This is a genomic window from Planosporangium thailandense (assembly GCF_011947195.1).
GTDB classification, from domain to species: domain Bacteria; phylum Actinomycetota; class Actinomycetes; order Mycobacteriales; family Micromonosporaceae; genus Planosporangium; species Planosporangium thailandense.
The window spans coordinates 132,802-154,652 of record NZ_JAATVY010000010.1; the positions used below are offsets into that span (position 1 = coordinate 132,802).

A 21,851-nucleotide genomic window follows, 5' to 3' on the forward strand; every position below is an offset into this window, starting at 1 on the left:
GCCGGACGTCCACACCCGACGGACGGGGGAGCGACCTCGTGGACGAGACGGGCGAGACGAACGAAACGGCCGAGACGGGCGAGACGAACGAAACGGCCGAGACGCTGGCACGGCGGCTCGGCCGCGTGCTGGTCGAACGGGCGGCGCCGGCCGAGGCGGTGATGTTCGGTCCGGTCAGTCGCGCCTTTCTCCGCGATCCGGACAGGGCGTCGGCGACGCGGCAGCGCAGTGCGGCCGGACCGCTGGGCTTCGACGATGCCGGGGAGACGGTCGAACTGTTGACGCCGGCGCTGTTGAAGGCGTCGGTCGAGGTGACCACGTACCTCGCAGAGCAGCATGTCACCGGCGCGACCGACGGGGACGTCCTCGCGGCGCTGACCGTGGCACAGCGGGCCCGCGTACGCGAGATCGTCGAGCGCGCCCTGCGCCGGGAGGGGATCGCCGCCGAGCGCGCCGCGTTGCTCGCCGACGCGGTGGTCGGTGGCGACCGGCAGGCGGAGGAGTGACGATGAGCGTGGCAGACGCCGGCACCGCGCCGGCAGCGAGTCCGGACACCGCCGACGCACGGCAGCGGGTGGCGGACATCCCGTCCGGCACGGGGATGCGGTTCCTGCTCCTCGTCGCGGCCGTGCTGGCCACCAGCACGGTGATCTTCACCTGGGCCTACCTCGCCAGCCCGGGCAGGGCGCAGTTCTTCCACGACACCATCGATACCTGCGACAAGCGCTACCCCGACATGCGCATGAAGGCAGCGACGACCACCGAGTTCCTGGAACGGCAGGCGCCCGCGGAGCGGGAGTGGGCCCGGTGCGTGGTGCCCGCCTTCCAGGACGAGGCCGCCTGGGTCGGCGTTCAGCTCGCGGCCGAGACCGGCCTCGCCGGCGTGCTGTACGCGCTGCACCCGTGGTGGCTGCGGCGGCGACGCGGCCTCGTCACCTTCGACGTCGACAACCCGGCACTTGCGGCGGAGCTACGCCGACTGTGCACCGACGTCGGGCTCGACCGGGAACCGGCGTGGCTGCTGGCGCCGTTCAGCACGGGCACAGGCGGGCTCGCGTTCGGCACCCGGCGCCGACGGTACGTGAGCCTCGACGCGGGCCTGCTCACCCGCTGGACCACCGACCGGCCGGCCTTCCGGGCGGTGGTGCTGCACGAGCTGGCCCACCACCGGCACGGCGACGCGGGCCGGACGTACGCCACCATCGCCGTGTGGTGGGCGTTCGTGGCGGCGGCGGTCGTGCCGTACCTGCTGTTCCTGGTCCATCCCTGGCTGCTGACCCGCCCGTTGTCGTGGTCGCCGGCTTCCCTGGTGATGGACTGGGGCTTGAAACTCCGCGTGCTCGTCGCCCTGGCGATCCTGACCGTGGCGGTATACCTGATCCGCAACGCCGTGCTGCGGGTCCGCGAGACCTACGCCGACGCGGCCGCGGCCGCCGCGGCCGGACCCGACAGCGCCCTCGCCCGGGTACTCGGCGCGCACCGCGAGCCGGCCGTACCGGCATGGCGGGCGCCGCTGCGGACCCACCCGACCGTGGCGCAGCGGCTGGCCGTCGTCGCCGATCCGGCCGGTCTGGCGCGGACCGGCGGGTGGGAGATGTTCGCCGCGGGGCTGACCGGCGCGCTGCTCGCGGTCAACCTGGGCAATCTGGTGCCGAACCTGTTCGCCCCATCGGTCCTGACCGGAGACGCGCTGATCTGTCTGCCGGTCGTCGCGCTGCTCGTGGGACTGCTGACCATCGCGGTGTGGCACGCGACCGCCCGTCCCGGGCCGAGACCGTGGCTGCGCCGCTGGTCGCTGCCGGTGGCGCTCGTCGCGGGCTTCGTCGCCGGCACGCCGCTGTCGCTGGTCATGTCGGCCATCGGGTACCCGTTGGTCAACTGGGCCCAGCCGGTCTCCCTCGGGCTGCTGCTGGCCGGCGCGCTGACCGTCACCGGGTACCTGCTGTCGGCGAGTCGCAGCCTTCCCGATCCGTCGGGGCGGGCCCGGCGAGCCGTGCTCGTGACCGCCGTCGTCGCGGTGTTCCCCTGGTTCCTGATCTGGTTCGGGGCCCGGGGCACCGGAATGGACACCGCGCTGATCATCGGCGACAGGCCCGTCCCGGGTGGTGACATCGGCTGGTACGCGGCGTTGGCGCACTGGACCCGGCTTCTCTATGTGCCCTTGACCGAGCTGGAGAACGATTCGTTCATCCTGCCCGGCCTGGCGTTGCTCTGGGCGGTGCCCGCCGTGCTCAGCGGGGTGTGGCGGCGACGGCCACGGCCGTCCGGCCCAGCCCCGATCCGGTGGGCGTTCGCGGTGGGCGTGGGCGCGGTCGCCGGCCTGGCCGTCATCGGGTTCGGGATCGCCGAGCCTTTCCTGGCCAGGGAGCTGCTGCCGGTGGCGATCCGGCGTACGCCGGCGAACGTGACGGTCGACTCGCCACCGTTCTACGCGTATGTCGCCGAAAACACCTACCTGTCCGCCGCCGTCGTCGCCCAGGGCGTCGCCGCCGCCGTGACCGCCGCCCGGTCGACCCGGCTGCGGCCCAGCCTGGCGCTCCTCGCCAGCGCCACCACCGGCACCGTGGCCATCCTCGGCATGTTCGCGTTCTGGACGACCGCGCGCTGCCTCAACGTCGCCGGCAACCCGGTCCGGCGCTGCCGCCCGCCGTGGGTGCCGCCGAGCGAGCTGAGCGGCGTCTACCTGCACCCCGTACTGATCCGCGGGGTCGTGGTAGCCGTGCCCGCGACGCTGATCGGAGCCGGGCTGGCGGCCTGGCATCGCCGCGTACGGGGCGGGCGCGCCGGCGTCGCCCGGCACACCGCCAGGGCTCGGCGGCCGCGCTCGGCCGTCGCGACCACCGTCGCCCTCGGCGTCGTGTTCGTCCTCGTCGTCTCCGCCGCTGTCGTCCGGATCCCGGCCGTGTACCGCGCCTGGGTGCCGGCCGACCTGACCGGCCCGAAGTGCCTGACCGGCACCTGGGTCGAGCTCGACCATCGGGTCGACCGTGACTTCGGCGCGGCCGGCAAGGCGCGGTTCGCCGGCAGCGGAGCCGTGCAGACCTTCGGCGCCGACGGCACAGCCGTGCTCGACTACGGGTCCGGCGTCACCGAGTCGGCCAGGTTGAACGGCCACCGCGTCCAGATCGCCTTCCTCGGCCACGTCACCACGCGGTACCGCGCCACCGACGAGCGGATCGACTACCGCGACGTGAGCGCGTCCGGCGGGTACGCGGTGGGGGTCGACGGCCGGGTGGTCGGCACGTACCCGCTGGGCACCAGCTTCACCCCAGACCAGTACACGTGCATCAACGGCTATCTGCACGAGAACGGGCCCGGGTACCAGATCCTGCTGAAGCGGCGGCGCGGCTGACCGCCCGACCCTTCACCGGCGGGGTGGAACGGCTGCCGTGCAAGGATGAGCGACGTGGGCGAACAGCATGCGTGGACCAGGATCACCGAGGCCAATCCCGAGCATTCACAGTGGTACATCGAGCGTTTCCGGACGATGGCCAGGGAGGGCGCGGACCTGGGCGGGGAAGCGCGCTTCGTCGACGCGATGCTGGCGCGCGGCTCGCGCGTCCTCGACGCGGGCTGCGGTCCCGGCCGGGTCGGATCGCTGCTGGCGGCGGCCGGACACGACGTCGTCGGCGTCGACCTCGACCCGGTGCTCATCGCCGCCGCCGAGGAGGACCACCCCGGCCCCCGCTGGCTGGTGGCGGACCTCGCGGAGCTGGACCTTCCGGCCCAGGGGATCGCGGAGGGCTTTGACGTGGTCCTCTGCGCGGGTCACGTGATGACGTTCGTCGCGCCGAGCACCCGGCGCGAGATTCTCCGTCGCATGGGCGTACACCTGCGCGACGGCGGCCGCGTCGTCGTCGGGTTCGGCGCCGGCCGGGACTACGACTTCGACGACTTCCTAACCGACGCCGAGGCGAGCGGGCTGGCGGCGGACCTGCTGCTGTCGAGCTGGGACCTGCGCCCCTTCCGCAAGGACTCGGACTTCCTGGTCGCGATCCTGCGGCCGGCCTAGTGCCCGCCGTGTGGGCCGGGCGGTCGCTGGGGCGGCAGTTCGCGTGGCTCTGGGTGGCGTACGCGGTCAGCACGCTCGGCACCTGGCTCGCGTTCGACGCGTTCCCCTTGATCGCGATCCTCGTGCTGCACGCCCGGCCGACCCAGGTGTCGGTGCTCGCCGCCGCGGGGCTGGCGGTAGGGGCGGCGGTGGCGGTGCCGCTCGGTCCATGGGTGGAGTTTCGCCGCAAGCGGCCGGTGATGGTCGCGATGGACCTGACCCGGTTCGCCGCGCTGATGAGCATCCCCGCCGCGTTCGCGCTCGGCTGGCTCAGCTTCGCCCAGCTCCTGGTGGTGTCGGTCGTCGTCGCCGCGGCCGACATCGCCTTCAAAGCGGCGAGCGGCGCCTGCCTGAAGGCGTTGGTACGGCCGGAGCACCTGCTCGTCGCGAACGGGCGCTTCGAGTCGACGACCTGGACCGCCACCGCGCTCGGCCCGCCGCTCGGCGGGGCCGCGATCGGCCTTTTCGGGCCGGTGGCGACCGTGGTGGCCAACGCGGTCAGCTTCCTGTTGTCGGCAGCGGGGATCCGCGCGATCGGCGGCAGCGAGCCGCGCCCCGCGCGTACCGACGGACCACGGCTGCGCGCCCGCGACCTGCTCGACGGGTGGCGGTACATCCTGACCAACCCGGCGCTGCGCCCGCTGTTCTTCAACACGATCCTGGTCAACGGCCTGATCCTGGCCACGTCGCCGCTGCTCGCCGTCCTCATGCTCGGCCGCCTCGGGTTCGCGCCCTGGCAGTACGGCCTCGCGTTCGGCGCGCCCTGCGTCGGCGGCCTCATCGGCTCACGGCTGGCCCGCCGGCTCGTCGCGCGGTACGGGCAGCACCGGGTCATGCGCACCGCCGGGGCCCTGCGCGCGTGCTGGTCGGTCGCCCTGGCCTTCATCCGACCCGGCGCTGCCGGGCTCGTGCTCGTCATCGCCGTCGAGCTTGGCTTGATCACCTGTATGGGCGTGTTCAACCCGGTGTTCGCCACCTACCGGCTCGAACAGACCGAGACGGACCGGGTCGCGCGCACCCTGTCCGCCTGGTCGGTAACCAGCAACGCCATCATCGCCGCCATGACCGCCCTGTGGGGCCTGCTCGCCAGCCTCACCAGCCCCCGTACCGCGATCGCAGTCGCCGGGATCCTCATTCTGGCGACCCCGCTCCTGCTACCCCGACGCGACCACGCGCCGCGGCACGAGCGGGAACTGGCCGCGAGCCGCGGATGACGCTCACCTGTTGCCGCGCTGGCGCAGCCCCGTCACGTTGGCGAGCTCCTCCTTCTTGCCGGAGCGCCCCTCGGCCTCCTCGCGCTGCTGTGGCGGCATGTACACCCGGGAGCCGGCCCGGTTGAGCCGGATCGCCCGCGCGGGGCACACCTTCACCGCCCGCGCCACCGCCTCGATGTCCTCCGGCGGCACCGTCGACTTGTAGCCCAGGCGGCCGTCGGCGCGCAACTCGAAGATGCCCGGCGCCTCCTGCTCGCAGAAGCCGAACCGGGCGCACTTCGCGGCGTCGACGGTGACCTCGGACATCTGACCGCGCATCCGGTTGGTGGTCTTGTCGGTCATCGCGCGCTTGCCCTTGAGCGCCCAGCCGGAGACGCCCAACCACATGACCACGGTGCTCAGCCACATCAGGATGACCGGGATCTTGACGTACAGCGGGCCGACATGCCGCCCGGCCAGCAGGATGTGACCGGCGACCAGCGTGAACGAGGCGTACGCCAGCGAGTGCAGCGCCCGCCACCTGCTGTAGCCCATCTTGCGCTGCAGCGGCATCGAGATCAGCAGCGCTGTCATGATCTCGATGCCGATCGTGCCGACGCCGACGCCGATCGGGTCCCGCATGTTGGTGAACGGGACGAACTCGTCGATGAGGTACGTCGGGCCGCCGGGCGTGAAGAGCTGACCGAACGCGTGCGACCAGGCGAGGGTCATGCCGATCAGCGCGAACGTCATGTGGGTGGCGTAGATGTTGGAGTGCTTGAACCGGGTCATCGCCCAGCCGCGGCCGAGCATCATGCCCCACATCACCGTGATCCACAGCAGGATGTACGACACGAACCCGAGCGTGTGCCCGACCAGGTGGACCGACTGCCCGGCGGTACAGTCCGCCGCGATGAAGATCTGGCAGTGTCCCGGAGCGCCGGGCGGGGCGGTCATCTTCCAGACCTGCCAGCCGCCGAGGATCACCACCGTGGTCACGCCGACGCCGGCGACGATCAGGATGTTTCGCAGCGTGTGGGAGTCTTCCTTGCCACGACCCATGTCGGTGCTTCCTCCTCGCGTTCTGTCGTGACAAACCGTCGCCGTGGGCGACCGGGTGGTTCGGTGGCGGGTCGGTGATCAGTAAGGACCCCGGTACGGCCGGCCCGCCGGCCGTACCGGCCGGGGTGGCGTCGGGCCGGCCGGTCCGTGGGTACCGATGGGTCGCCCTCCGGTTCGGATGCGGTTGCTGGCGCGTCGATGGCCGTCAGGGCGTCCCCACCGTGGTCTCCACCGTGCGCCGGAGCCTCCCTTCGGACGCGACCGCCGACTCGGACACGACCGCCGGCCGCGTCACCGGCGCCGGCCGCGTCACCGGCGCCGGCCGCGTCACCGGCGCTGACGGCGGATTCCTGCCTGTGAAACTAGGGCGCTGTCGCGGGCGAGGAACAGGTACGTAAGCGCAACTTATAAACAATCTTTGCTGCCCTTAGGGATCGACGTGGATCACGGCCGGATGGCGGCGCCGGATGGGCGGCCGGCGCCGGCCACCACCCGTGGCGGTTACCCGTACGCTGCGCCGATACGGTGTGTGCTGTGATCGGTACCGACGCGTCGATCGGATGGAAGCAACCCTTGACCGCACACCTGGATATCGATGAGTCCACCGTCGACGCGCTGGTGACCCGGGCGCGTCTGCTGGCCGGGGACGGCCGGCGGAGGATTCTCGGCATCACCGGCGCGCCGGGCGCCGGCAAGTCCACGCTGGCCGCCCGGATCGTGGCCGAGCTGGGGCCGCTCGCCACGCTGGTACCGATGGACGGCTACCACCTCTCCGAGGCGGAGCTGCACCGGCTCGGCCGGCACGACCGCAAAGGCGCCATCGACACCTTCGACGCCGCCGGCTTCGTCTGCCTGCTGCGCCGGCTGCGTGCCCCCGGCCCCGCCACCGTGTACGCGCCCGAGTTCCGCCGGGACCTGGAGGAGTCGATCGCCGGGGCGATCCCGGTGCCCCCGGACGTGCCGCTCGTGGTGACCGAGGGCAACTACCTGCTGGTCGACCAGGGGGAGTGGGCGGCTGTCCGCGACCTGGTCGACGAGGCCTGGTACGTCGAGGTCGACGAGGAGACCCGGCTGTCCCGGCTGGTCGCCCGGCACGTCGCGTTCGGGAGGCCGCCGCGGGAGGCCGAGCACCGGGCGTACGGCAGCGACCAGCGCAACGCCGAGCTGATCGCGGGTACCCGGGCGCGCGCCGACCTGCGCATCAGGTTCGCGGCCGGGTGAGGCGCAGAGTGAGGCAAGGCGTGCCTTCGTAAGGCGGCCCTTCGTGGCTGGGACGGTGTCGGCCGCGAGATCCTTGGGACATGGCAGGGGACGGAAAAGCCCAGCGTGTCCGGCGGTACCGGGAGCTGCTGGCCAGCGAGCGGGACGCCGCCTCGCTCTATCGGACGATGGCCGAGGCCGACTCGGGGCACCGCCGGGAGGTGTTCGGAAAGCTGGCCGAGATCGAGGAGCGGCACGCCGCGCACTGGGAGTCCCGGCTGCGGGAGGCGGGCGCCGACGTGCCGGCGCCGGGCGGCGCCAGCGCACGGACCCGACTGCTCGGCCTGCTGGCCCGCCGGTTCTCCACCGACACGGTCCTGCCGTTCGTGGAGCGCGCCGAGAAGGCCGACGCGGCCAAGTACGACGCCGAGCCGGACGCGGCCGCCGGGATGGCCGCCGATGAACACGGCCACGCCCGGCAGTTGGCGAAGCTGCGCTCACCCCGTCCGTCGGCGCAGGAGGCCATCGCCCGGCGGGAGCGCTGGCACCGCGGGGACCGCTCCGGGGCGCTGCGGGCGGGTGTGTTCGGCGTCAGCGACGGCCTCGTGAGCAACGCGGCGCTGGTGATGGGCTTCGCCGGATCCGGTTCGGCACGGTCGACGATCGTGCTCGCCGGCGTCGCCGGCCTGCTCGCCGGCTCGTTCTCGATGGCGGCCGGCGAGTACATCTCGATGTCCAGCCAGCGGGAGATGTTCGAGCGTGAGCTCAGTCTGGAGGCGCAGGAGCTCGAGGAGAAGCCGGAGGAGGAGCACGAGGAGCTGGCCCTGCTCTACCAGGCCAAGGGGCTCGCCGCCGAGGAGGCCCACCGGCTCGCCGACCGGCTGATGAGCGACCGGGAGGTGGCGCTGGACACCCTGGCCCGCGAGGAGCTGGGGCTCGACCCGGACGCGCTGGGCTCGCCGTGGAGCGCGGCGATCTCCAGCATGCTCACGTTCGCGGTGGGCGCCGCGGTCGCCCTGGTGCCGTACCTGTTCGCCGCCGGCTCCGCCGCGCTGATCGCCGCGATCGTCGCCGTCGCGGTCGCGCTCTTCGCCGTCGGCGCGGGCATGGGCCTGCTCAACGGTCGGTCGGTGGTGCGCTCCGGGCTGCGCCAGCTACTCGTCGGCGGGCTCGCCGCCGCCGTCACCTTCGCGGTCGGGCATCTGCTCGGCGCGGGTGTGTCGTAGCTTCATCCAAGATCCGCGTAGCCGCATCCGAGATCCGCGCAGTTTGTGCGACATTGCTGCTAATCAACGGCCGGAGACAGCAGTTTCGCACAAACTGCTGTCTCCGGGCGCGGCGGGCGCGGCGGGCGCGGCGGGCGCGGCGGGCGCTCCGGGCGTAGCACGTGAACCTCAGGCGATGAGGGTGGCCAGCAGGTATGCGTTGAGCGTGCCGACCAGGGCCGCCGAGGCGGCGCCGACAACCGTGGTCAGGCGGCGGTTGACCAGGTGGCCCATGACCGCCCGGCGCGACGTGAGCAGGATCAGCGGCACCACCGCGAACGGGATCCCGAACGACAGGACGACCTGCGACACCACCAGTGCCAGGGTCGGCTCCACACCCAGCGCCGTGACGACCAGCGCCGGCGCCAGGGTCGCGACGCGACGCAGCGCGAGGGGAACCCGTCGACGCAGGAAACCGTCCATGATGACCTGTCCGGCGTACGTGCCGACTCCGGACGAGGCGAAGCCGGAGGCGAGCAGCGCCAACGCGAAGGCGACCGCGGCTCCGGCGCCGACCGCCGTGTCCAGTCCACCGTGTACGTCTTCGAGCGAGGCGGCGGTGCGGGCGCCGCCGCCGGCGAACACGACCGCGCCGAGGGCGAGCATGCAGACGTTGAGCAGGCAGGCGACGCCCATCGCGACGGCGAGGTCGATCCGCAGCCACCGCAGCAACCGCCGCCGGTGCGCCGGGTCGGTGTCGCGCGCGCCGCCGGCGAGATATCGGCCGCCACCGGTCAACGCGGAGTGCGCGAAGATCGCGTGCGGCATCACGGTCGCCCCGAGGATGCCTACCGCGAACACGACCGACCGCGGTTCCGGCAGGTCCGGGACCATCCCCGCGGCGAGCCCGGCCGGATCCGGCGGAGCGGCGATGACGATGTAGGCGAAGCCGGTGAGTACGACCAGGAGCAGCGCCGCGACCACGGCTTCGAAGCGCCGCGCCCGCCGCGTGTGCGCCATGGTCACCGCGACCGCGACCATGGCGGTGACGCCGGCCCCGACGGGCAGCGGCAGACCGAAGAGCAGCCGCAGGGCAACGGCGCCCCCGAGGACCTCGGCCAGGTCGGTGGCCATGGCCACCGCCTCCGCCTGCAGCCACAGCCCGAGCGTGACCGGGCGTGGGAAGCGCTCCCGGCACAGTTCGGGCAGGCTGCGCCCGGTGGCGAGGCCGAGCTTGGCCGACAGCCACTGGATCAGGACGCCGATCATGCTGGCGGCCGCGACGACCCAGGCGAGCCGGTACCCGTACGCGGCGCCGCCGGAGAAGTTGGTGGCGAAGTTGCCCGGATCGACGTACGCGACGGCGGCGACGAAGGCCGGCCCGAGCGCGGCCAGGCCGGTGCGGTACGAGGGGCGGCGGGGCGACCCGACGACGGTGGCAAGCTCCGCTGTGGTCAATGCCAGCTCCATTCCTGGTCGACGGCGTGGCCGCGTGGCTCGCGGGCGGGCAGCGGCTACCCAGGAGCCGCCGGAATTACTCCGGGCGGTCCTGCCGGCCCGGCGGGCGGGGCAGCGCGCCTAGGATGGGCGGTGCGCCGGCGATGACCAGCCAGAGGAGCGCGCTCGATGGACAACGGCGAACAGCAGCGCGGGATCGACGACACCGTCGAGCAGCCCGACGAGATCGTGCAGCAGACCCCGCCGGAGGGCGATCCCCGGCCGTGGATCAGTCGCAACGACGAGGTGCCGGGTACGGGCCGGCTCGCCGACGACATCGACCAGGGCTCTGGCGCGGCCGGGCGTTCCGCGGCCAAAAATCCCCCACCCGGTGTCGAATAGGGCGTGGTCCGTCCGTCCTTGGATCGTCATCCGGCGACGGGCGCCGGGCGGACGGAAGGAACAGTCCCGATGCAGTACATGCTTCTGATCTACGAGACCGAGCGGGCCGAGCCGGGCAGCGATGAGCTGGCGGCCTCGATCGCGGCGGTCAACGCCTTCACCGCCGAGGTGATCGAGCGTGGGGTGTTCGTCGCGGCCGGCCCGCTCGCGCCGCCGTCGGCGGCGACCACCGTACGGGTCCGCGACGGCGAACGGGTGCTGACCGACGGCCCGTTCGCGGAGACTGCGGAGTGGCTCGGCGGCTACTACATCCTCGACTGCACCGACCTGGACGAGGCCCTCGACTTCGCGGCGCGGTTCCCGTCGGCGGCCACCGGCGCGGTCGAGGTCCGTCCGATCCCGGCCGTGGCGGGACCGCACCGGGCCGAGGCCGCCGCGGGTACGGCCGGCTGACCGTGCGGCCCGAGCCGACCGATGGCGGGGTGCGACCGCACGAAGGGCCGCCGCACCCCGCCGCCGCGGTCATCACGGAGCACCGCCCGCGCCTGCTCGCCGCGCTGGTCCGCTGGCTGGGCGACTTCGAACTCGCCGAAGACGCGCTGCAGGACGCCTGCGTACGCGCGATGCGGCACTGGCCGACGACCGGCCCGCCGGACGATCCGGTGGCGTGGCTGCTCGCCGTCGCGCGCCGCTGCGCGCTCGACACGCTGCGCCGGGACCGGACGCGCCGGGAGAAGATTGATGCGCTGCCCGCGCAGGCCACCGGGTCCGAGCCGTGGGGCGACGACGCGGAGGAGGGCGGCGTCCTGGCCGAGATCGGTGACGAACGGCTGAGCCTGCTGTTCACCTGCTGCCACCCGGCGCTGTCGCTCGACGCCCGCGTCGCGCTGACCCTCCAGGCGGTCGCCGGGCTCACCGCGGCGCAGATCGCCCGGGCATTCCTGGTACCCGCGACGACCATGAGCCAGCGGCTGGTACGGGCCAAGCGCAAGATTCGCGAGGCCGGTATCAGGTTCCGGGTGCCGCCGGACGCGGCGCTGCCCGACCGGCTCCCGGCCGTCCTCGCCGTCATCTACCTGATCTTCACTGAGGGTTACGCCCCGTCCGCCGGCCCCGACCTCCTGCGGCCTGACCTGAGCGCCGAGGCGGTACGGCTGGCGCTGCTGCTGAGCACGCTGACGCCCGACGAGCCGGAAGCCCTCGCGCTCGCCGCGCTGCTGCTCCTGCACGACGCGCGGCGGCCGGCCCGCACCGATCCGGCCGGCGATCTCGTGCCGCTCCCGCAGCAGGAGCGGGCCCGCTGGGACAGTCGAGCCGTCCGCCACGGGTTGGCGCTGCTCGCCCGGGCGGTGCGGCTCGGCCGGGCGGGCCCGTACCAGCTACAGGCGGCCATCGCCGCCCAGCACGCCATCGCCCCCACCGCAGACCGGACCGACTGGGCGGCGATCGCGGCCCTGTACGCCGAGCTGTACCGGCAACTGCCCTCGCCGGTCGTGGCGCTCAACCACGCCGTGGCCGTCGGCATGGTCGCCGGGCCGCGACGTCAGCTGGCCATGCTGGACGGCCTGACCGGGATGGACGGCTCGCACCTGTTCCACGTGGCCAGGGCCGACGCCCTCGACCGGCTCGGTCGCCACGCCGAGGCCCGCGCGGCACGGACGCGCGCCGCGACGCTCGCCCCGACCGAACCGGAGCGCCGGTACCTGCTCGCGGCCGACGACTGACCACTTCCGACGACCGACCCACCGCCGACGGCTTCCGCCCGCCGCAGACGTTTGCCGGCATGACCGGCCAGCTCCGGCCGAAAACATAACGTACGAATATAGGTGCGTGATATAACTGCGGAGTGGCGAAGATCGTTCCTCCCGTGCAGCTCGACGCAGAGTCGCTGGCTGCCAGCCTCGAACGCGTCACGCAGCTCGTCGGGCGGCTCGCGTCGACCCGGGGCATCTCGCTGGCCACCGCCGCGACCCTGCGGACGCTGCAGCGCCGCGGGCCGTGCCGGCTGTCGGAACTGGCCGTCCATGAGGGAATCACCCAGCCGGCGATGACCCAACTGGTGTCGCGAATGGAGCGCGACGGGTACGTCGAGCGCCGCAGCTGCGCCGACGACGCCCGGGTGGTCCTGGTGCACCTCACACCGGCCGGCGAGGACCTGATCCGCCGGCGCCGTGACGAGCGCGCCCGTCGGCTGACAGAGCTGGCCGGCCGCCTGGCCGCCGACGACCGCGCCGCCATCGCGGCGGCGCTGCCCGCGCTGGAGCGACTCATCGCCGCGCATACACCGAGGACAGGAGCACCTGAAGCATGAGCCATCAGCACCATCCCGCGACGGCGAGCCCGTTCCGCCAGCCGAAAGCCGTGTGGGCCGTCGCGTTCGCCTGCGTCATCTCGTTCATGGGGATCGGCCTGGTGGACCCGATCCTGCCCGCGCTGTCGACGAAGCTGCACGCCACGCCGAGCCAGGTGTCGCTGCTGTTCACCAGCTACCTGCTGGTGACCGCGGTGGCGATGCTCGGCACCAACTGGGTGTCCAGCCGAATCGGCGCCAAGCGCACGCTCATCGCCGGTCTGGTGCTCATCGTGGCGTTCGCCGGTCTGGCCGGCACCTCGCACACCATCAACGGCATCGTCGGTTTCCGGGCCGGCTGGGGGCTGGGCAACGCGCTGTTCATCGCCACCTCGCTCGCGGTCATCGTCGCGTCCGCGAGCGGCGGCTTCGGCGGGGCCATCATCCTGTACGAGACCGCCCTGGGCATCGGTATCGCGGTCGGACCGCTGCTCGGCGGCACGCTGGGCGGGATCAGCTGGCGCGGACCGTTCTACGGCGTGAGCGTGCTGATGTTCATCGCGCTGGTCGCCACCGCCACGCTGGTGCCCAAGACCCCCAAGCCCGCCGAGCGGACCTCGCTGGTCGCCCCGCTCGCCGCGCTGCGCCACCGTGGTCTGCTCATCATGAGTCTGACGGCGGTCTTCTACAACTGGGGCTTCTTCACCATGCTCGGGTACGCGCCGTACCCGATGCGCCTGTCCGAGCACCAGCTCGGGCTCGTCTTCACCGGCTGGGGTCTGCTGGTCGCGATCTTCAGCGTCGCGGTCGCCCCGCGCCTGCAGCAGCGGTTCGGCACCGCCAAGAGCCTGTACGTCAACCTGGCCATGCTCGCGATCGTGCTCGCCGTCATCGGCGCGTTCACCGACTCGCCGAAGACCGTCATCGTCGCGGTCATCGTCTGCGGCGCCTTCATCGGCATCAACAACACGCTGACCACGCAGGCGGTCATGACGGTCGCCCCGGTGCCGCGCCCGGTCGCCTCCGCCTCGTACGGCTTCGTGCGCTTCATCGGCGGCGGCCTCGCCCCGTACGTGGCCGGCAAGCTGGCCGACCACTTCAACATGCACGTCCCGTTCTACGTCGGCGCGCTCGCCTTCGGAATCGCGATCGTCGTCCTGGCCACCGGCCACCGGATCCTGACCGACGCCGAAGCGGCCGCGAACGCGGACGAGGCGGGCCCGGCGAAGTCGGGGGAGGCCGTCGGTGAGGTCGTCACCATCGGGCGTACCGGCGCGCCGAACGGCAACCGGCCGATCGTCGTCGCCATCGACGACGGGCCCGCCGAGGCCGCCGTCATGGCAGCCGCCGTCGAGCTGGCCACCAGCCTGGACGCGCCGCTGGAACTGCTGCACGTCCACGAGATCGCGGTCGTCGGCGACGAGGCGGTCGACCGGGAAACGTACGAGCAGGCCCGCGCCCGGGTACAGGAGCGCCTGGACGAGCTGGCCGACCGGGGCGTGCCCGTGTCCGGCCACATCCTGCGCAGCGTCGCCGACCACGGCAACGCGGGTGCGCTGATCGCGAGTCACGCCAACGCGATCGGCGCACAGCTCGTCGCCGTCGGCGGTCCCACCCGCGGCGGCGTCGCGCGGCTGCTCGACGGCAGCGCCAGCCAGCGGCTCATCGCCGAAGCGAACTGTCGCGTCCTCGTCGTCCCACCGACCGTCCGGCACGCGGCCGGCCGCTGACCCGTCCGGCTAGCCCCGGTCGGCAGCGCCGGGGTGGGCGAGGTTCGCGGGTACGACGATCCGGTCGTACAGGTCCTCGCCGACCCCGCGCGCCAGCGCCGCCGCCCGCGGTGGCAGGTCGTTGTCGAGGGCGAGGCGAGCGATCTCGGCTGCGCGGTCGTGGCCGATCACCGGCGACAGCGCGGTGACCAGCGCGACCGAGCGGTCGACGTCGTGCCGCAGCTTGTCGTCGTTGAGCTGGACGCCCTCGACGAGGAACTCCCGGAAGTAGTCGGCCACGCCGGCGAGGAGGCGCGCCGAGCGGAGCACGTTGTGGATGACGAGCGGCCGGAACGGGTTGAGCTCGAAGTTGCCGGCGCTGCCCGCCATGGCCACGCCGGTGTCGTACCCGATGACCTGTATGCACACCATGAGCATGGTCTCGGCCTCGGCCGGATTGATCTTGCCCGGCATGCTCGCGCAGACCGGCTCCTCGCGCGGCAGCCTCAGCTCGCCCAGCCCGGCGCGTGGTCCGGACGCGAGCCAGCGCACGTCGTTGGCGAACTTGTACAGCGCCACCGCGAGGCCCCGCAGGGCGGCGGAGGTGCGTACGAGCGCGTCGAGGGAGGCCTGGGCGGCGAACTTGTTGGCCGCGGGGACGAACGGCCGGCCGGTCAGCTCCGCGATCAGGTTGGCGGTGTCCGGGCCGAAGCCCGGTGGGGCGTTCAATCCGGTACCGACGGCGGTGCCGCCGAGGGCCAGCCGCAGCAGCCGGGCCTTGGCGGCGTCCACGTCCGTGACGGCGTCCTCGAGCTGGGTGGCGTAACCCGACCACTCCTGGCCGACCGTCAACGGGGCGGCGTCCGCCAGGTGGGTACGCCCGACCTTGAGCACGCCGTCCCACTGCCGACTGCGCTCCGCCGTCGCGTCGTGCAGCCGGATGGCCGCCGGTAGCAGGTCGTCCGCGAGGGCGGTGACGGCGGCGATGTGCATGGCCGTGGGGAAGGTGTCGTTGGCCGACTGGCCCAGGTTGACGTGGTCTTCGGGGTGCACCGGCGTCTTGGCGCCCAGCTGGCCGCCGGCAAGCTGGATCGCCCGGTTGGCCATCACCTCGTTGACGTTCGTGTTCGGCTGGGTGCCGCCGCCCATCTGCCACAGGCTGAGCGGGAACTCGCTGTCGAGCTCGCCGGCGATGACCTCGTCGGCCACCCTCGCGATCACGTCCACCATCCACCGGGGCAGGCGGCCGGCCCGGCCGTTGATCACGGCCGCCGCCTTCTTGACGTAGCCGTACGCGTGGTAGACCTGCGCGGGAATCCGGTCGTCGTCGATGCCGACACGCGCCAACGCGCGCTGGGTCTGCGCGCCCCAGTAGCGGTCGGCCGGGACCGGTACCGCCCCCAGGAGGTCGGTCTCCGTGCGGGTGCCGGTGGCATCGATGCCGACGGGCAAGTCGTGGATGGTCGGCGCGCTCACGTCGTGGGCCTCCCGGTGCGGACTCGTCACGTCACACCCACCCTTAGCGGGACAGGTTCCCTACCCCGGCCGGTGGCTTTGCAACCTGCCGGCCGACGGCCGGGGAGCCGCCATCGCCGGGGGTAGCCTGGGTGCGAGCGCCCAATCACACGGCGGCGTCGCCGGGCGGTCCGGCCCGCTCGCCCGTCCGGCAGCGGCCCGTCGCCTGCGGAAGGCAGTCCATGGCAACGGGCATTCCCGCCACCCCGGCCTCCGAGAGCCCGCTGGTCGAAGTCCCCGGCGCGGGCGCGCGGAGGGTCCGCCGCTGGGGGCTCACGATCGCGTTGGGTAGCTTCCTGTTCGGCTACGACACCGGCGTCGTCTCGGGGGCGCTGCTGTTCATCCGGCGGGTCTTCCACCTCAACGCCTTCGAACAGGGCGCGGTGGTGAGCGTACTGCTGCTCGGGGCGATCGTCGGGGCGCTGCTGTCCGGGCGGGTCGCCGACCGCATCGGGCGGCGGTGGGCGCTGTTCGGTCTCGGGGTGGTGTTCGCCGTCGGGATCCTCGTCGCGGCGCTCGCGGTCAACTACTGGATGCTGCTGGTGGGCCGGGTCGTGATGGGCCTGGCGGTCGGAGGGGTGTCCGCCAACGTCCCCACGTACCTGTCGGAGCTCGCGCCGCCGCAGATCCGCGGCCGGGTGCTCACGCTCAACCAGTTGCTGATCACGGTCGGGCTCCTCGTCTCCTACCTGGTGGACATGGCGTTCAGCGGCTCGGAGAATTGGCGCGCGATGTTCGGGGTGGGCGCGGTACCGGCGATCGCCCTCGCGATCGGCTGCCTGTGGCTGCCCGAATCGCCGACGTGGCTGGTCATGAACCACCGGTTCGCCCAGGCGCGGACCGTGGTGGAGTCGGTGGTCGACGCCACCGACGCCGATCGGATGATCGAGCGGTACCGGCGGCAGGAGGCGACCCGGCTGGGCGAACGGGGCCACGGCGCGGCGGTGCGCGGGATGCGCGCCCTGCGGGCCCCCCACGTCCGGGCGGCGCTGGTCGTGGCGGTCACCCTCGCGGCGATGCAGCAGTTCGTGGGGATCAACACGATCATCTACTACGCGCCGACCATCATGGTGGAGACGGGGTTGAGCGCCTCGAACGCGATCGTCTACTCGGTGTTCATCGGGGCCATCAACCTGGCGATGACCATCGTGTCGCTGCGGCTGGTCGACCGGATCGGGCGCCGGCCGCTGTTGCTCGGGTCGCTGATCGGCATGCTCGTCACGCTGGCGCTGCTGGGGCTGTCGTTCGTCGCGCACCTCGGTTCCGTGACCACGCTCGTGTTCATGCTGCTGTACATCGTGTTCTTCGCGGTCGGGATGGGGCCGATCTTCTGGGTGCTGCTCGGTGAGATCTTCCCGCACCGGGAACGCGCCGAGGGCGCGGCCGTCGGATCGACCGTGAACTGGCTGTCGAACTTCATCGTGTCGCTGGTGTTCCTGCCCGTGGTGAACGCGATCGGGCAGGGCGAGACGTTCTGGATCTTCGCGGTCGTCTGCGCGTTCGGGCTGTGGTTCGTGTACCACTACGTACCGGAGACGCGCGAGCGCGAATTCGAGGAGCTCGACGCCGACCTGCAGGCCCGCTGGAGACACCGCGCGGTGCGGTCACCGCCCAGCGGTAAGGAGCCCGCGGGCCCCCCGCTGCCGGCGGGGTAGGTCAGCAGCGGCGCAGCGCGTCAGCCAACGTGTCCACGACAAATTCCTGCTGGCCCGGTGTGATGTGTGGGTGCAGCGGAAGCGAGAGGATCTCGGCGGCCGCGGCCTCGACGTGCGGCAGTACACCCACCGGGTAGCCGAGGTGGGCGAAGGCCGGCAGGCGGTGTATCGGCGCCGGGTAGTGGATGGCCGCGGCGATGCCGGCGGCCTCGAGCCGGGCCAGTACCCGATCGCGGCGATCCGGTCTGCCGTCACCGGGGATCCTGATGACGTAGAGGTGCCAGACATGATCGTTGCCCTCGAGGACGGTCGGGCGCCGCACGTCGAGCGCTTGCAGCAGCGCGTCGTAGCGGGCGGCTGCGGCCCGCCGCGCCTGGTTCCAGCGCGGTAGTCGGGCCAGCTTGATGCGCAGCACCACGGCCTGCAGCGCGTCCAGCCGGCTGTTGCAACCGATCAGGTCGTGCTGGTACTTCGCGCGGCCACCGTGGTTGGCGACCGCGCGCACGTAGTGTGCGATCGAGTCGTCCGTCGTGACGACCGCGCCGGCGTCGCCGTAGGCGCCGAGGTTCTTGCCGGGGTAGTAGCTCGTCGCGGCCACACCCCAGGCACCGGGCGCCCGGCCGTGACGAGTGGCGCCATGGCACTGGGCCGCGTCCTCGACGACGGGCACTCCGGTGTCGGCGAACTGCTCCGTCGGGGCCATCTGTCCGTACAGGTGCACCGGGACGATCGCGGCGGTGGCCGGCCCGACCGCGGCCAGCGCGGCAGCCACATCGAGGAGGTGGGTTACCGGATCGCAGTCGACGAGCACGGGCCGGGCGCCGGCGCGGACAACCGCCTCCGCGGTGGCGACGAAGGTGTTGGCCGGGATGATCACCTCATGCCCGGGGCGCACGCCGACGGCGCGGAGGGCGAGTTCGAGCGCGTCGGTCCCGTTGGCGACGCCGACGCAGTGTGGCAGCTGGCAGAATGCCGCGTACTCACGCTCGAACGCGGCTACCTCATCACCACCGATGAAGGCGGCGGAGTCGAGCACACGCTTGAATCCCAGCTCCACCTCTTCGCCCAGTTCGGCGTGGGCGGCACGGAGATCGACCAGTGGAATGCTGCTCATTTCCGAAAGCCCCCGTGGGTATTGGATAGCGGCGGTTTCACTCTGGCACGCCTGGTCGTCCGGCGCGGCGTGCATTTCGCATGTTACCCAGCGCCCAAGTCGGGCGCCGTCGCAGAAATGCGGGTTGACGGATATTCGTGGCGGGTCGGGTCGGCATCGCCGACGCTACCGACGGAGTACCGCGGCACCAGTTTCTTCCGCCTGTCCAAAGTGCGCGTTGCGCTGACGGGAGGCTACGATCGGACCAGCACCGCGGCTTAGCCGGCACGACGGCCCGCGACCCGAAGTCCGGTGGAAATGATTCTATGGAATTCGGGGCATGACCGTTGCCGAGCCGGTTTCGGACTTCGCCGAATGGAAATGGCCCAGTCGGGCCGTAGCCGGGCTGCCGGAGAATTCGTCATTGAACCCGCAGTGGTACCCCCGTGGGCTGAGAAAGGGATTTAAATGGACGTCGGCCCGGTTCTACGTCCGCTCCATGACCCACGCTGGTCGGCATTCGTCGCCAACCACGGATCCGCTCTTCCGTTCCACCATCCGTCCTGGGCAGCCATGCTCGCCGAGTGTTACCGATTCCGCGCCTTCTGCCTGACCGTCGATGACCACGCCGGCCGGATTCTTGCCGGACTGCCCGTCGCCGAGGTGCATCGCCGCGGCAGGCCCCGATGGGTGTCACTGCCGTTCACCGACGAGTGCCCACCGCTGATTACTCCGGGAGCGGACGGAGAACCCACGGAGTGGCTGGATTCGCTGCGCCGCGCGTTCGGCGTGTGCCGCTTCGAGGTACGCGCCGCGCTGCGCGGTGAGCGCGTGCAACGGGGCGACACGTACCTGAACCATCGGCTGCCGCTGGACCGCGCGGAAGACGACGTCTTTGCCGCGCTGCACCCGAACCAGGTCCGCCGCAACATCCGGCGGGCGCAACGGGCCGGAGTGGTGGTGCGCGTGGGCAGCGTCGAGGCCGATCTCACCGAGGTCTTCTACCGCCTGCACATGAGAACACGCCACCGGCTCGGCGTCCCGGTACAACCGCTCCGGTACTTCCGGCTGCTCTGGCGGCGGTTCCTGGAGCCGGGGCTCGGTGCCGTCATCATCGCCGAGCTGGGCGGTGTGCCTGCCGCGGCGGGGGTGTTTCTCGCCTTCGGCGAGACCTGCGTGTACAAGTACGGCGCGTCGGACGAACGACACCTGGGCGCACGGCCCAACCATCTGTTGTTCTGGGAATCCATCCGCTGGGCAATGGCCCGGGGCTGTCGGACGTTCGATTTCGGGCGCACCGACCTCGCCGACACCGGACTGCGGGAATTCAAATCCCGGTGGGGCACCGTCGAACGGGAGTTCAACTACTCCGTACTGGCCGACGTGCCCGCACGGGCCGGCATGGGCGCGGTACCCGCACCGCTGCGCTCGGCCATCCGACGCGGGCCGATCTTCGTCCCGCGCCTCCTCGGTGAACTGCTCTACCGCCATACCGCCTGACCGTCGCTGCCTACCGGGCGGCATACCGACGTTCTTGGGGAGTACGGATGTTCGTCTGCTCGCACCCCTTCGCCGTCTTCGACTATTTCCGGGTCCCCTACGAGGTCCTGCGCGCGGTCGGGCCCTCCCGCTCTCCGCTCGATCAGTGCGCCACGCTGGCGCCACGGTCCGCCCCGGCGCGCTCGATCCGCTGGCCGGTGTTCGGGACCGGAGCGTCGTTACCGCGGCTCGCCCACCCGGCACGTCGGTTCCGCCTCGGGTCTGTGATGCTGCACGGCCGGTTGCTGCCGGACGACCGGATCGGTGAATGGTTGCTGTCGGCCGGTGCCGGCTGGCGCCCCGGCGAGCCGGTGACCGATGGTGGTGAGCAGCTGGCGTCGGTGTGGCGCAACGACTCCGGCGACATCTTCCTGCCCTTCGACCCCGACGAGGTCGTACTGAACTTCTGGAGCGAGGGATACCGGGTCAAGCCGGACGGTACCGCCACGTCCCCGCTACGGTCGATGGCCGTCTCCGGCTACTACCTCGTCCGTCCACTGATCCCCAGACCGGTACAGATCTCGGCGCGCCGCCTTTACAGCAAGGTCCAGGTGCGCACGCCGTTCCCACGGTGGCCGGTCGAGACCTCGCTGCACGATTTCTACGATCTCGTGCTGGGCTGGGCGGCCGAACTGGCCGGCGAGGACGTCCCGTACCTCGCGCCGTGGCCGGCCGGGCGGAGCTGGGCATTCGTCCTCACCCACGACGTGGAGACCGACGAGGGACTGCGGCGGCTTCCCGTGCTGCGCGACATCGAGGTGGCCGCCGGGTTCCGGTCGTCGTGGAACCTGGTGCCGGGCCGGTACGACGTACCGGACGACGTGGTGGCGGCGTTGAAGGCCGACGGTTTCGAGGTTGGCCTGCACGGCCTGTACCACGACGGGCGGGACCTCGCGGACGGCGTGTTCGCCCAACGGCTGCCCGAGATGCGCCGCTGGGCGCAGCGGTGGCAGGCCTGCGGATTCCGGTCGCCGGCGACCCACCGGGCCTGGGACACCATGGCGTCGCTGCCGTTCGAGTACGACTCCTCGTACCCGGACACCGACCCGTACGAGCCGCAGCCCGGCGGCTGCTGCAGCTGGCTGCCGTACTTCAACAAGCGTCTCGTGGAGCTGCCGATCACCCTGCCCCAGGACCACACCGTCTTCGTGATCCTGCGTTGTGCCGACGCCGGGCTCTGGATCGAGAAGAGCGAGCGGATCCGCGCGGCCGGCGGGATGGCTCTCTTGATCACGCACCCCGATTACCTGGACCGGGCGCCGATCGCCCGCGCCTACGAGGAGCTGCTGGCGCGGTTCGCCGGCGACGACTCGGCCTGGCGGGCGTTGCCGGTCGAGGTGGCTCGGTGGTGGCGGCGGCGGGCGGAGTCGCGGTTGCAGCGTGCCGGCGACGGCTGGCAGGTGGTCGGGCCGGCCCGCGACGCCGCGCAGGTGCGCGTCGTGTCGCCGCCACACCGGCAGTCCCGGTCGCCGCGGCGCGCGGTCCAGGGGTGAGGAGCAC

The 21,851-nt window shown here is 72.1% G+C and carries 18 protein-coding genes; 14 read left to right on the forward strand and 4 right to left on the reverse strand.

All coding sequences use genetic code 11. The features are described from left to right. The first annotated feature begins 38 nt into the window (after positions 1–38). The 4 genes from HC031_RS16270 (at position 39) to HC031_RS16285 (ending at position 5,265) form a co-directional block, all read left to right on the forward strand. A complete protein-coding gene (locus HC031_RS16270) occupies positions 39–506 on the forward strand; it encodes a hypothetical protein (protein ID WP_167926160.1) in 468 nt (155 codons plus the stop codon). 2 nt (positions 507–508) lie between these two features. Beyond that, positions 509–3,352, forward strand: coding sequence for a M48 family metalloprotease (locus tag HC031_RS16275; protein WP_167926161.1), 2,844 nt, complete (start codon positions 509–511; stop codon positions 3,350–3,352). A 135-nt stretch (positions 3,353–3,487) separates the two neighbouring features. Next, positions 3,488–4,012, forward strand: coding sequence for a class I SAM-dependent methyltransferase (locus HC031_RS16280; RefSeq protein WP_240942598.1), 525 nt, complete (start codon positions 3,488–3,490; stop codon positions 4,010–4,012). 8 nt (positions 4,013–4,020) lie between these two features. After that, a complete protein-coding gene (locus HC031_RS16285) occupies positions 4,021–5,265 on the forward strand; it encodes an MFS transporter (protein WP_167926163.1) in 1,245 nt (414 codons plus the stop codon). Between the two features lie 3 nt (positions 5,266–5,268). Here HC031_RS16285 and HC031_RS32550 read toward each other — a convergent pair whose 3' ends face one another. Beyond that, on the reverse strand, positions 5,269–6,306 hold the full coding sequence (locus HC031_RS32550) for a ferredoxin (RefSeq protein ID WP_205862811.1): 1,038 nt from the start codon (positions 6,304–6,306) through the stop codon (positions 5,269–5,271). A gap of 585 nt (positions 6,307–6,891) precedes the next feature. On the opposite strand from HC031_RS32550, the gene HC031_RS16295 reads away from it, so the two are divergent. Together HC031_RS16295 and HC031_RS16300 are read left to right on the forward strand one after the other, a co-directional pair. Then, on the forward strand, positions 6,892–7,527 hold the full coding sequence (locus HC031_RS16295) for a nucleoside/nucleotide kinase family protein (protein WP_205862830.1): 636 nt from the start codon (positions 6,892–6,894) through the stop codon (positions 7,525–7,527). A gap of 80 nt (positions 7,528–7,607) precedes the next feature. After that, positions 7,608–8,732, forward strand: a complete 1,125-nt coding sequence (locus tag HC031_RS16300; protein WP_167926164.1) for a VIT1/CCC1 transporter family protein — start codon at positions 7,608–7,610, stop codon at positions 8,730–8,732. A gap of 168 nt (positions 8,733–8,900) precedes the next feature. Here HC031_RS16300 and HC031_RS16305 read toward each other — a convergent pair whose 3' ends face one another. After that, complete coding sequence (locus tag HC031_RS16305) at positions 8,901–10,169, reverse strand: Nramp family divalent metal transporter (protein ID WP_205862812.1); 1,269 nt, start codon at positions 10,167–10,169, stop codon at positions 8,901–8,903. Between the two features lie 168 nt (positions 10,170–10,337). Between HC031_RS16305 and HC031_RS16310 the strand changes: the two genes are divergently transcribed. The 5 genes from HC031_RS16310 (at position 10,338) to HC031_RS16330 (ending at position 14,570) form a co-directional block, all read left to right on the forward strand. Further along, positions 10,338–10,550, forward strand: coding sequence for a hypothetical protein (locus HC031_RS16310; RefSeq protein ID WP_167926166.1), 213 nt, complete (start codon positions 10,338–10,340; stop codon positions 10,548–10,550). A gap of 69 nt (positions 10,551–10,619) precedes the next feature. After that, complete coding sequence (locus HC031_RS16315; RefSeq protein ID WP_167926167.1) at positions 10,620–11,003, forward strand: YciI family protein; 384 nt, start codon at positions 10,620–10,622, stop codon at positions 11,001–11,003. 29 nt (positions 11,004–11,032) lie between these two features. Continuing rightward, complete coding sequence (locus tag HC031_RS16320; RefSeq protein WP_167926168.1) at positions 11,033–12,274, forward strand: sigma-70 family RNA polymerase sigma factor; 1,242 nt, start codon at positions 11,033–11,035, stop codon at positions 12,272–12,274. A gap of 143 nt (positions 12,275–12,417) precedes the next feature. Beyond that, complete coding sequence (locus HC031_RS16325) at positions 12,418–12,861, forward strand: MarR family winged helix-turn-helix transcriptional regulator (protein WP_338090688.1); 444 nt, start codon at positions 12,418–12,420, stop codon at positions 12,859–12,861. Then, positions 12,858–14,570, forward strand: coding sequence for an MFS transporter (locus HC031_RS16330; protein WP_167926169.1), 1,713 nt, complete (start codon positions 12,858–12,860; stop codon positions 14,568–14,570). The genes HC031_RS16325 and HC031_RS16330 overlap by 4 nt, the downstream gene beginning before the upstream one ends. Before the next feature lie 9 nt (positions 14,571–14,579). Here HC031_RS16330 and HC031_RS16335 read toward each other — a convergent pair whose 3' ends face one another. Next, entirely contained in the window at positions 14,580–16,055 is a 1,476-nt protein-coding gene (locus HC031_RS16335) for a lyase family protein (RefSeq protein ID WP_167926170.1), read from the reverse strand. Between the two features lie 191 nt (positions 16,056–16,246). On the opposite strand from HC031_RS16335, the gene HC031_RS16340 reads away from it, so the two are divergent. Continuing rightward, positions 16,247–17,719 carry a sugar porter family MFS transporter gene (locus tag HC031_RS16340; protein ID WP_167926171.1) on the forward strand — a complete coding sequence of 491 codons (1,473 nt, stop codon included), beginning with the start codon at positions 16,247–16,249 and terminating at the stop codon, positions 17,717–17,719. Between the two features lies 1 nt (position 17,720). Here HC031_RS16340 and HC031_RS16345 read toward each other — a convergent pair whose 3' ends face one another. After that, complete coding sequence (locus HC031_RS16345; protein ID WP_167926172.1) at positions 17,721–18,833, reverse strand: DegT/DnrJ/EryC1/StrS family aminotransferase; 1,113 nt, start codon at positions 18,831–18,833, stop codon at positions 17,721–17,723. Positions 18,834–19,385: 552 nt separating this feature from the next. On the opposite strand from HC031_RS16345, the gene HC031_RS16350 reads away from it, so the two are divergent. Continuing rightward, a complete protein-coding gene (locus HC031_RS16350) occupies positions 19,386–20,312 on the forward strand; it encodes a lipid II:glycine glycyltransferase FemX (RefSeq protein WP_167926173.1) in 927 nt (308 codons plus the stop codon). 47 nt (positions 20,313–20,359) lie between these two features. Further along, the gene (locus HC031_RS16355) at positions 20,360–21,844 is read left to right on the forward strand and encodes a polysaccharide deacetylase family protein (protein ID WP_167926174.1); all 1,485 of its coding nucleotides are present in this window, start codon (positions 20,360–20,362) and stop codon (positions 21,842–21,844) included. The last annotated feature ends 7 nt before the right edge of the window (positions 21,845–21,851 follow it).

Excerpts from the sequence above, each read along its gene's own strand:
- HC031_RS16275 (WP_167926161.1), top strand. The coding sequence starts at position 509 with ATGAGCGTGGCAGACGCCGGCACCGCGCCGGCAGCGAGTCCGGACACC.
- HC031_RS16280 (WP_240942598.1), top strand. The coding sequence starts at position 3,488 with ATGGCCAGGGAGGGCGCGGACCTGGGCGGGGAAGCGCGCTTCGTCGAC.
- HC031_RS32550 (WP_205862811.1), bottom strand. The coding sequence starts at position 6,306 with ATGGGTCGTGGCAAGGAAGACTCCCACACGCTGCGAAACATCCTGATC.
- HC031_RS16300 (WP_167926164.1), top strand. The coding sequence starts at position 7,608 with ATGGCAGGGGACGGAAAAGCCCAGCGTGTCCGGCGGTACCGGGAGCTG.
- HC031_RS16310 (WP_167926166.1), top strand. The coding sequence starts at position 10,338 with ATGGACAACGGCGAACAGCAGCGCGGGATCGACGACACCGTCGAGCAG.
- HC031_RS16315 (WP_167926167.1), top strand. The coding sequence starts at position 10,620 with ATGCAGTACATGCTTCTGATCTACGAGACCGAGCGGGCCGAGCCGGGC.
- HC031_RS16330 (WP_167926169.1), top strand. The coding sequence starts at position 12,858 with ATGAGCCATCAGCACCATCCCGCGACGGCGAGCCCGTTCCGCCAGCCG.
- HC031_RS16340 (WP_167926171.1), top strand. The coding sequence starts at position 16,247 with ATGGCAACGGGCATTCCCGCCACCCCGGCCTCCGAGAGCCCGCTGGTC.
- HC031_RS16345 (WP_167926172.1), bottom strand. The coding sequence starts at position 18,833 with ATGAGCAGCATTCCACTGGTCGATCTCCGTGCCGCCCACGCCGAACTG.
- HC031_RS16350 (WP_167926173.1), top strand. The coding sequence starts at position 19,386 with ATGCTCGCCGAGTGTTACCGATTCCGCGCCTTCTGCCTGACCGTCGAT.
- HC031_RS16355 (WP_167926174.1), top strand. The coding sequence starts at position 20,360 with ATGTTCGTCTGCTCGCACCCCTTCGCCGTCTTCGACTATTTCCGGGTC.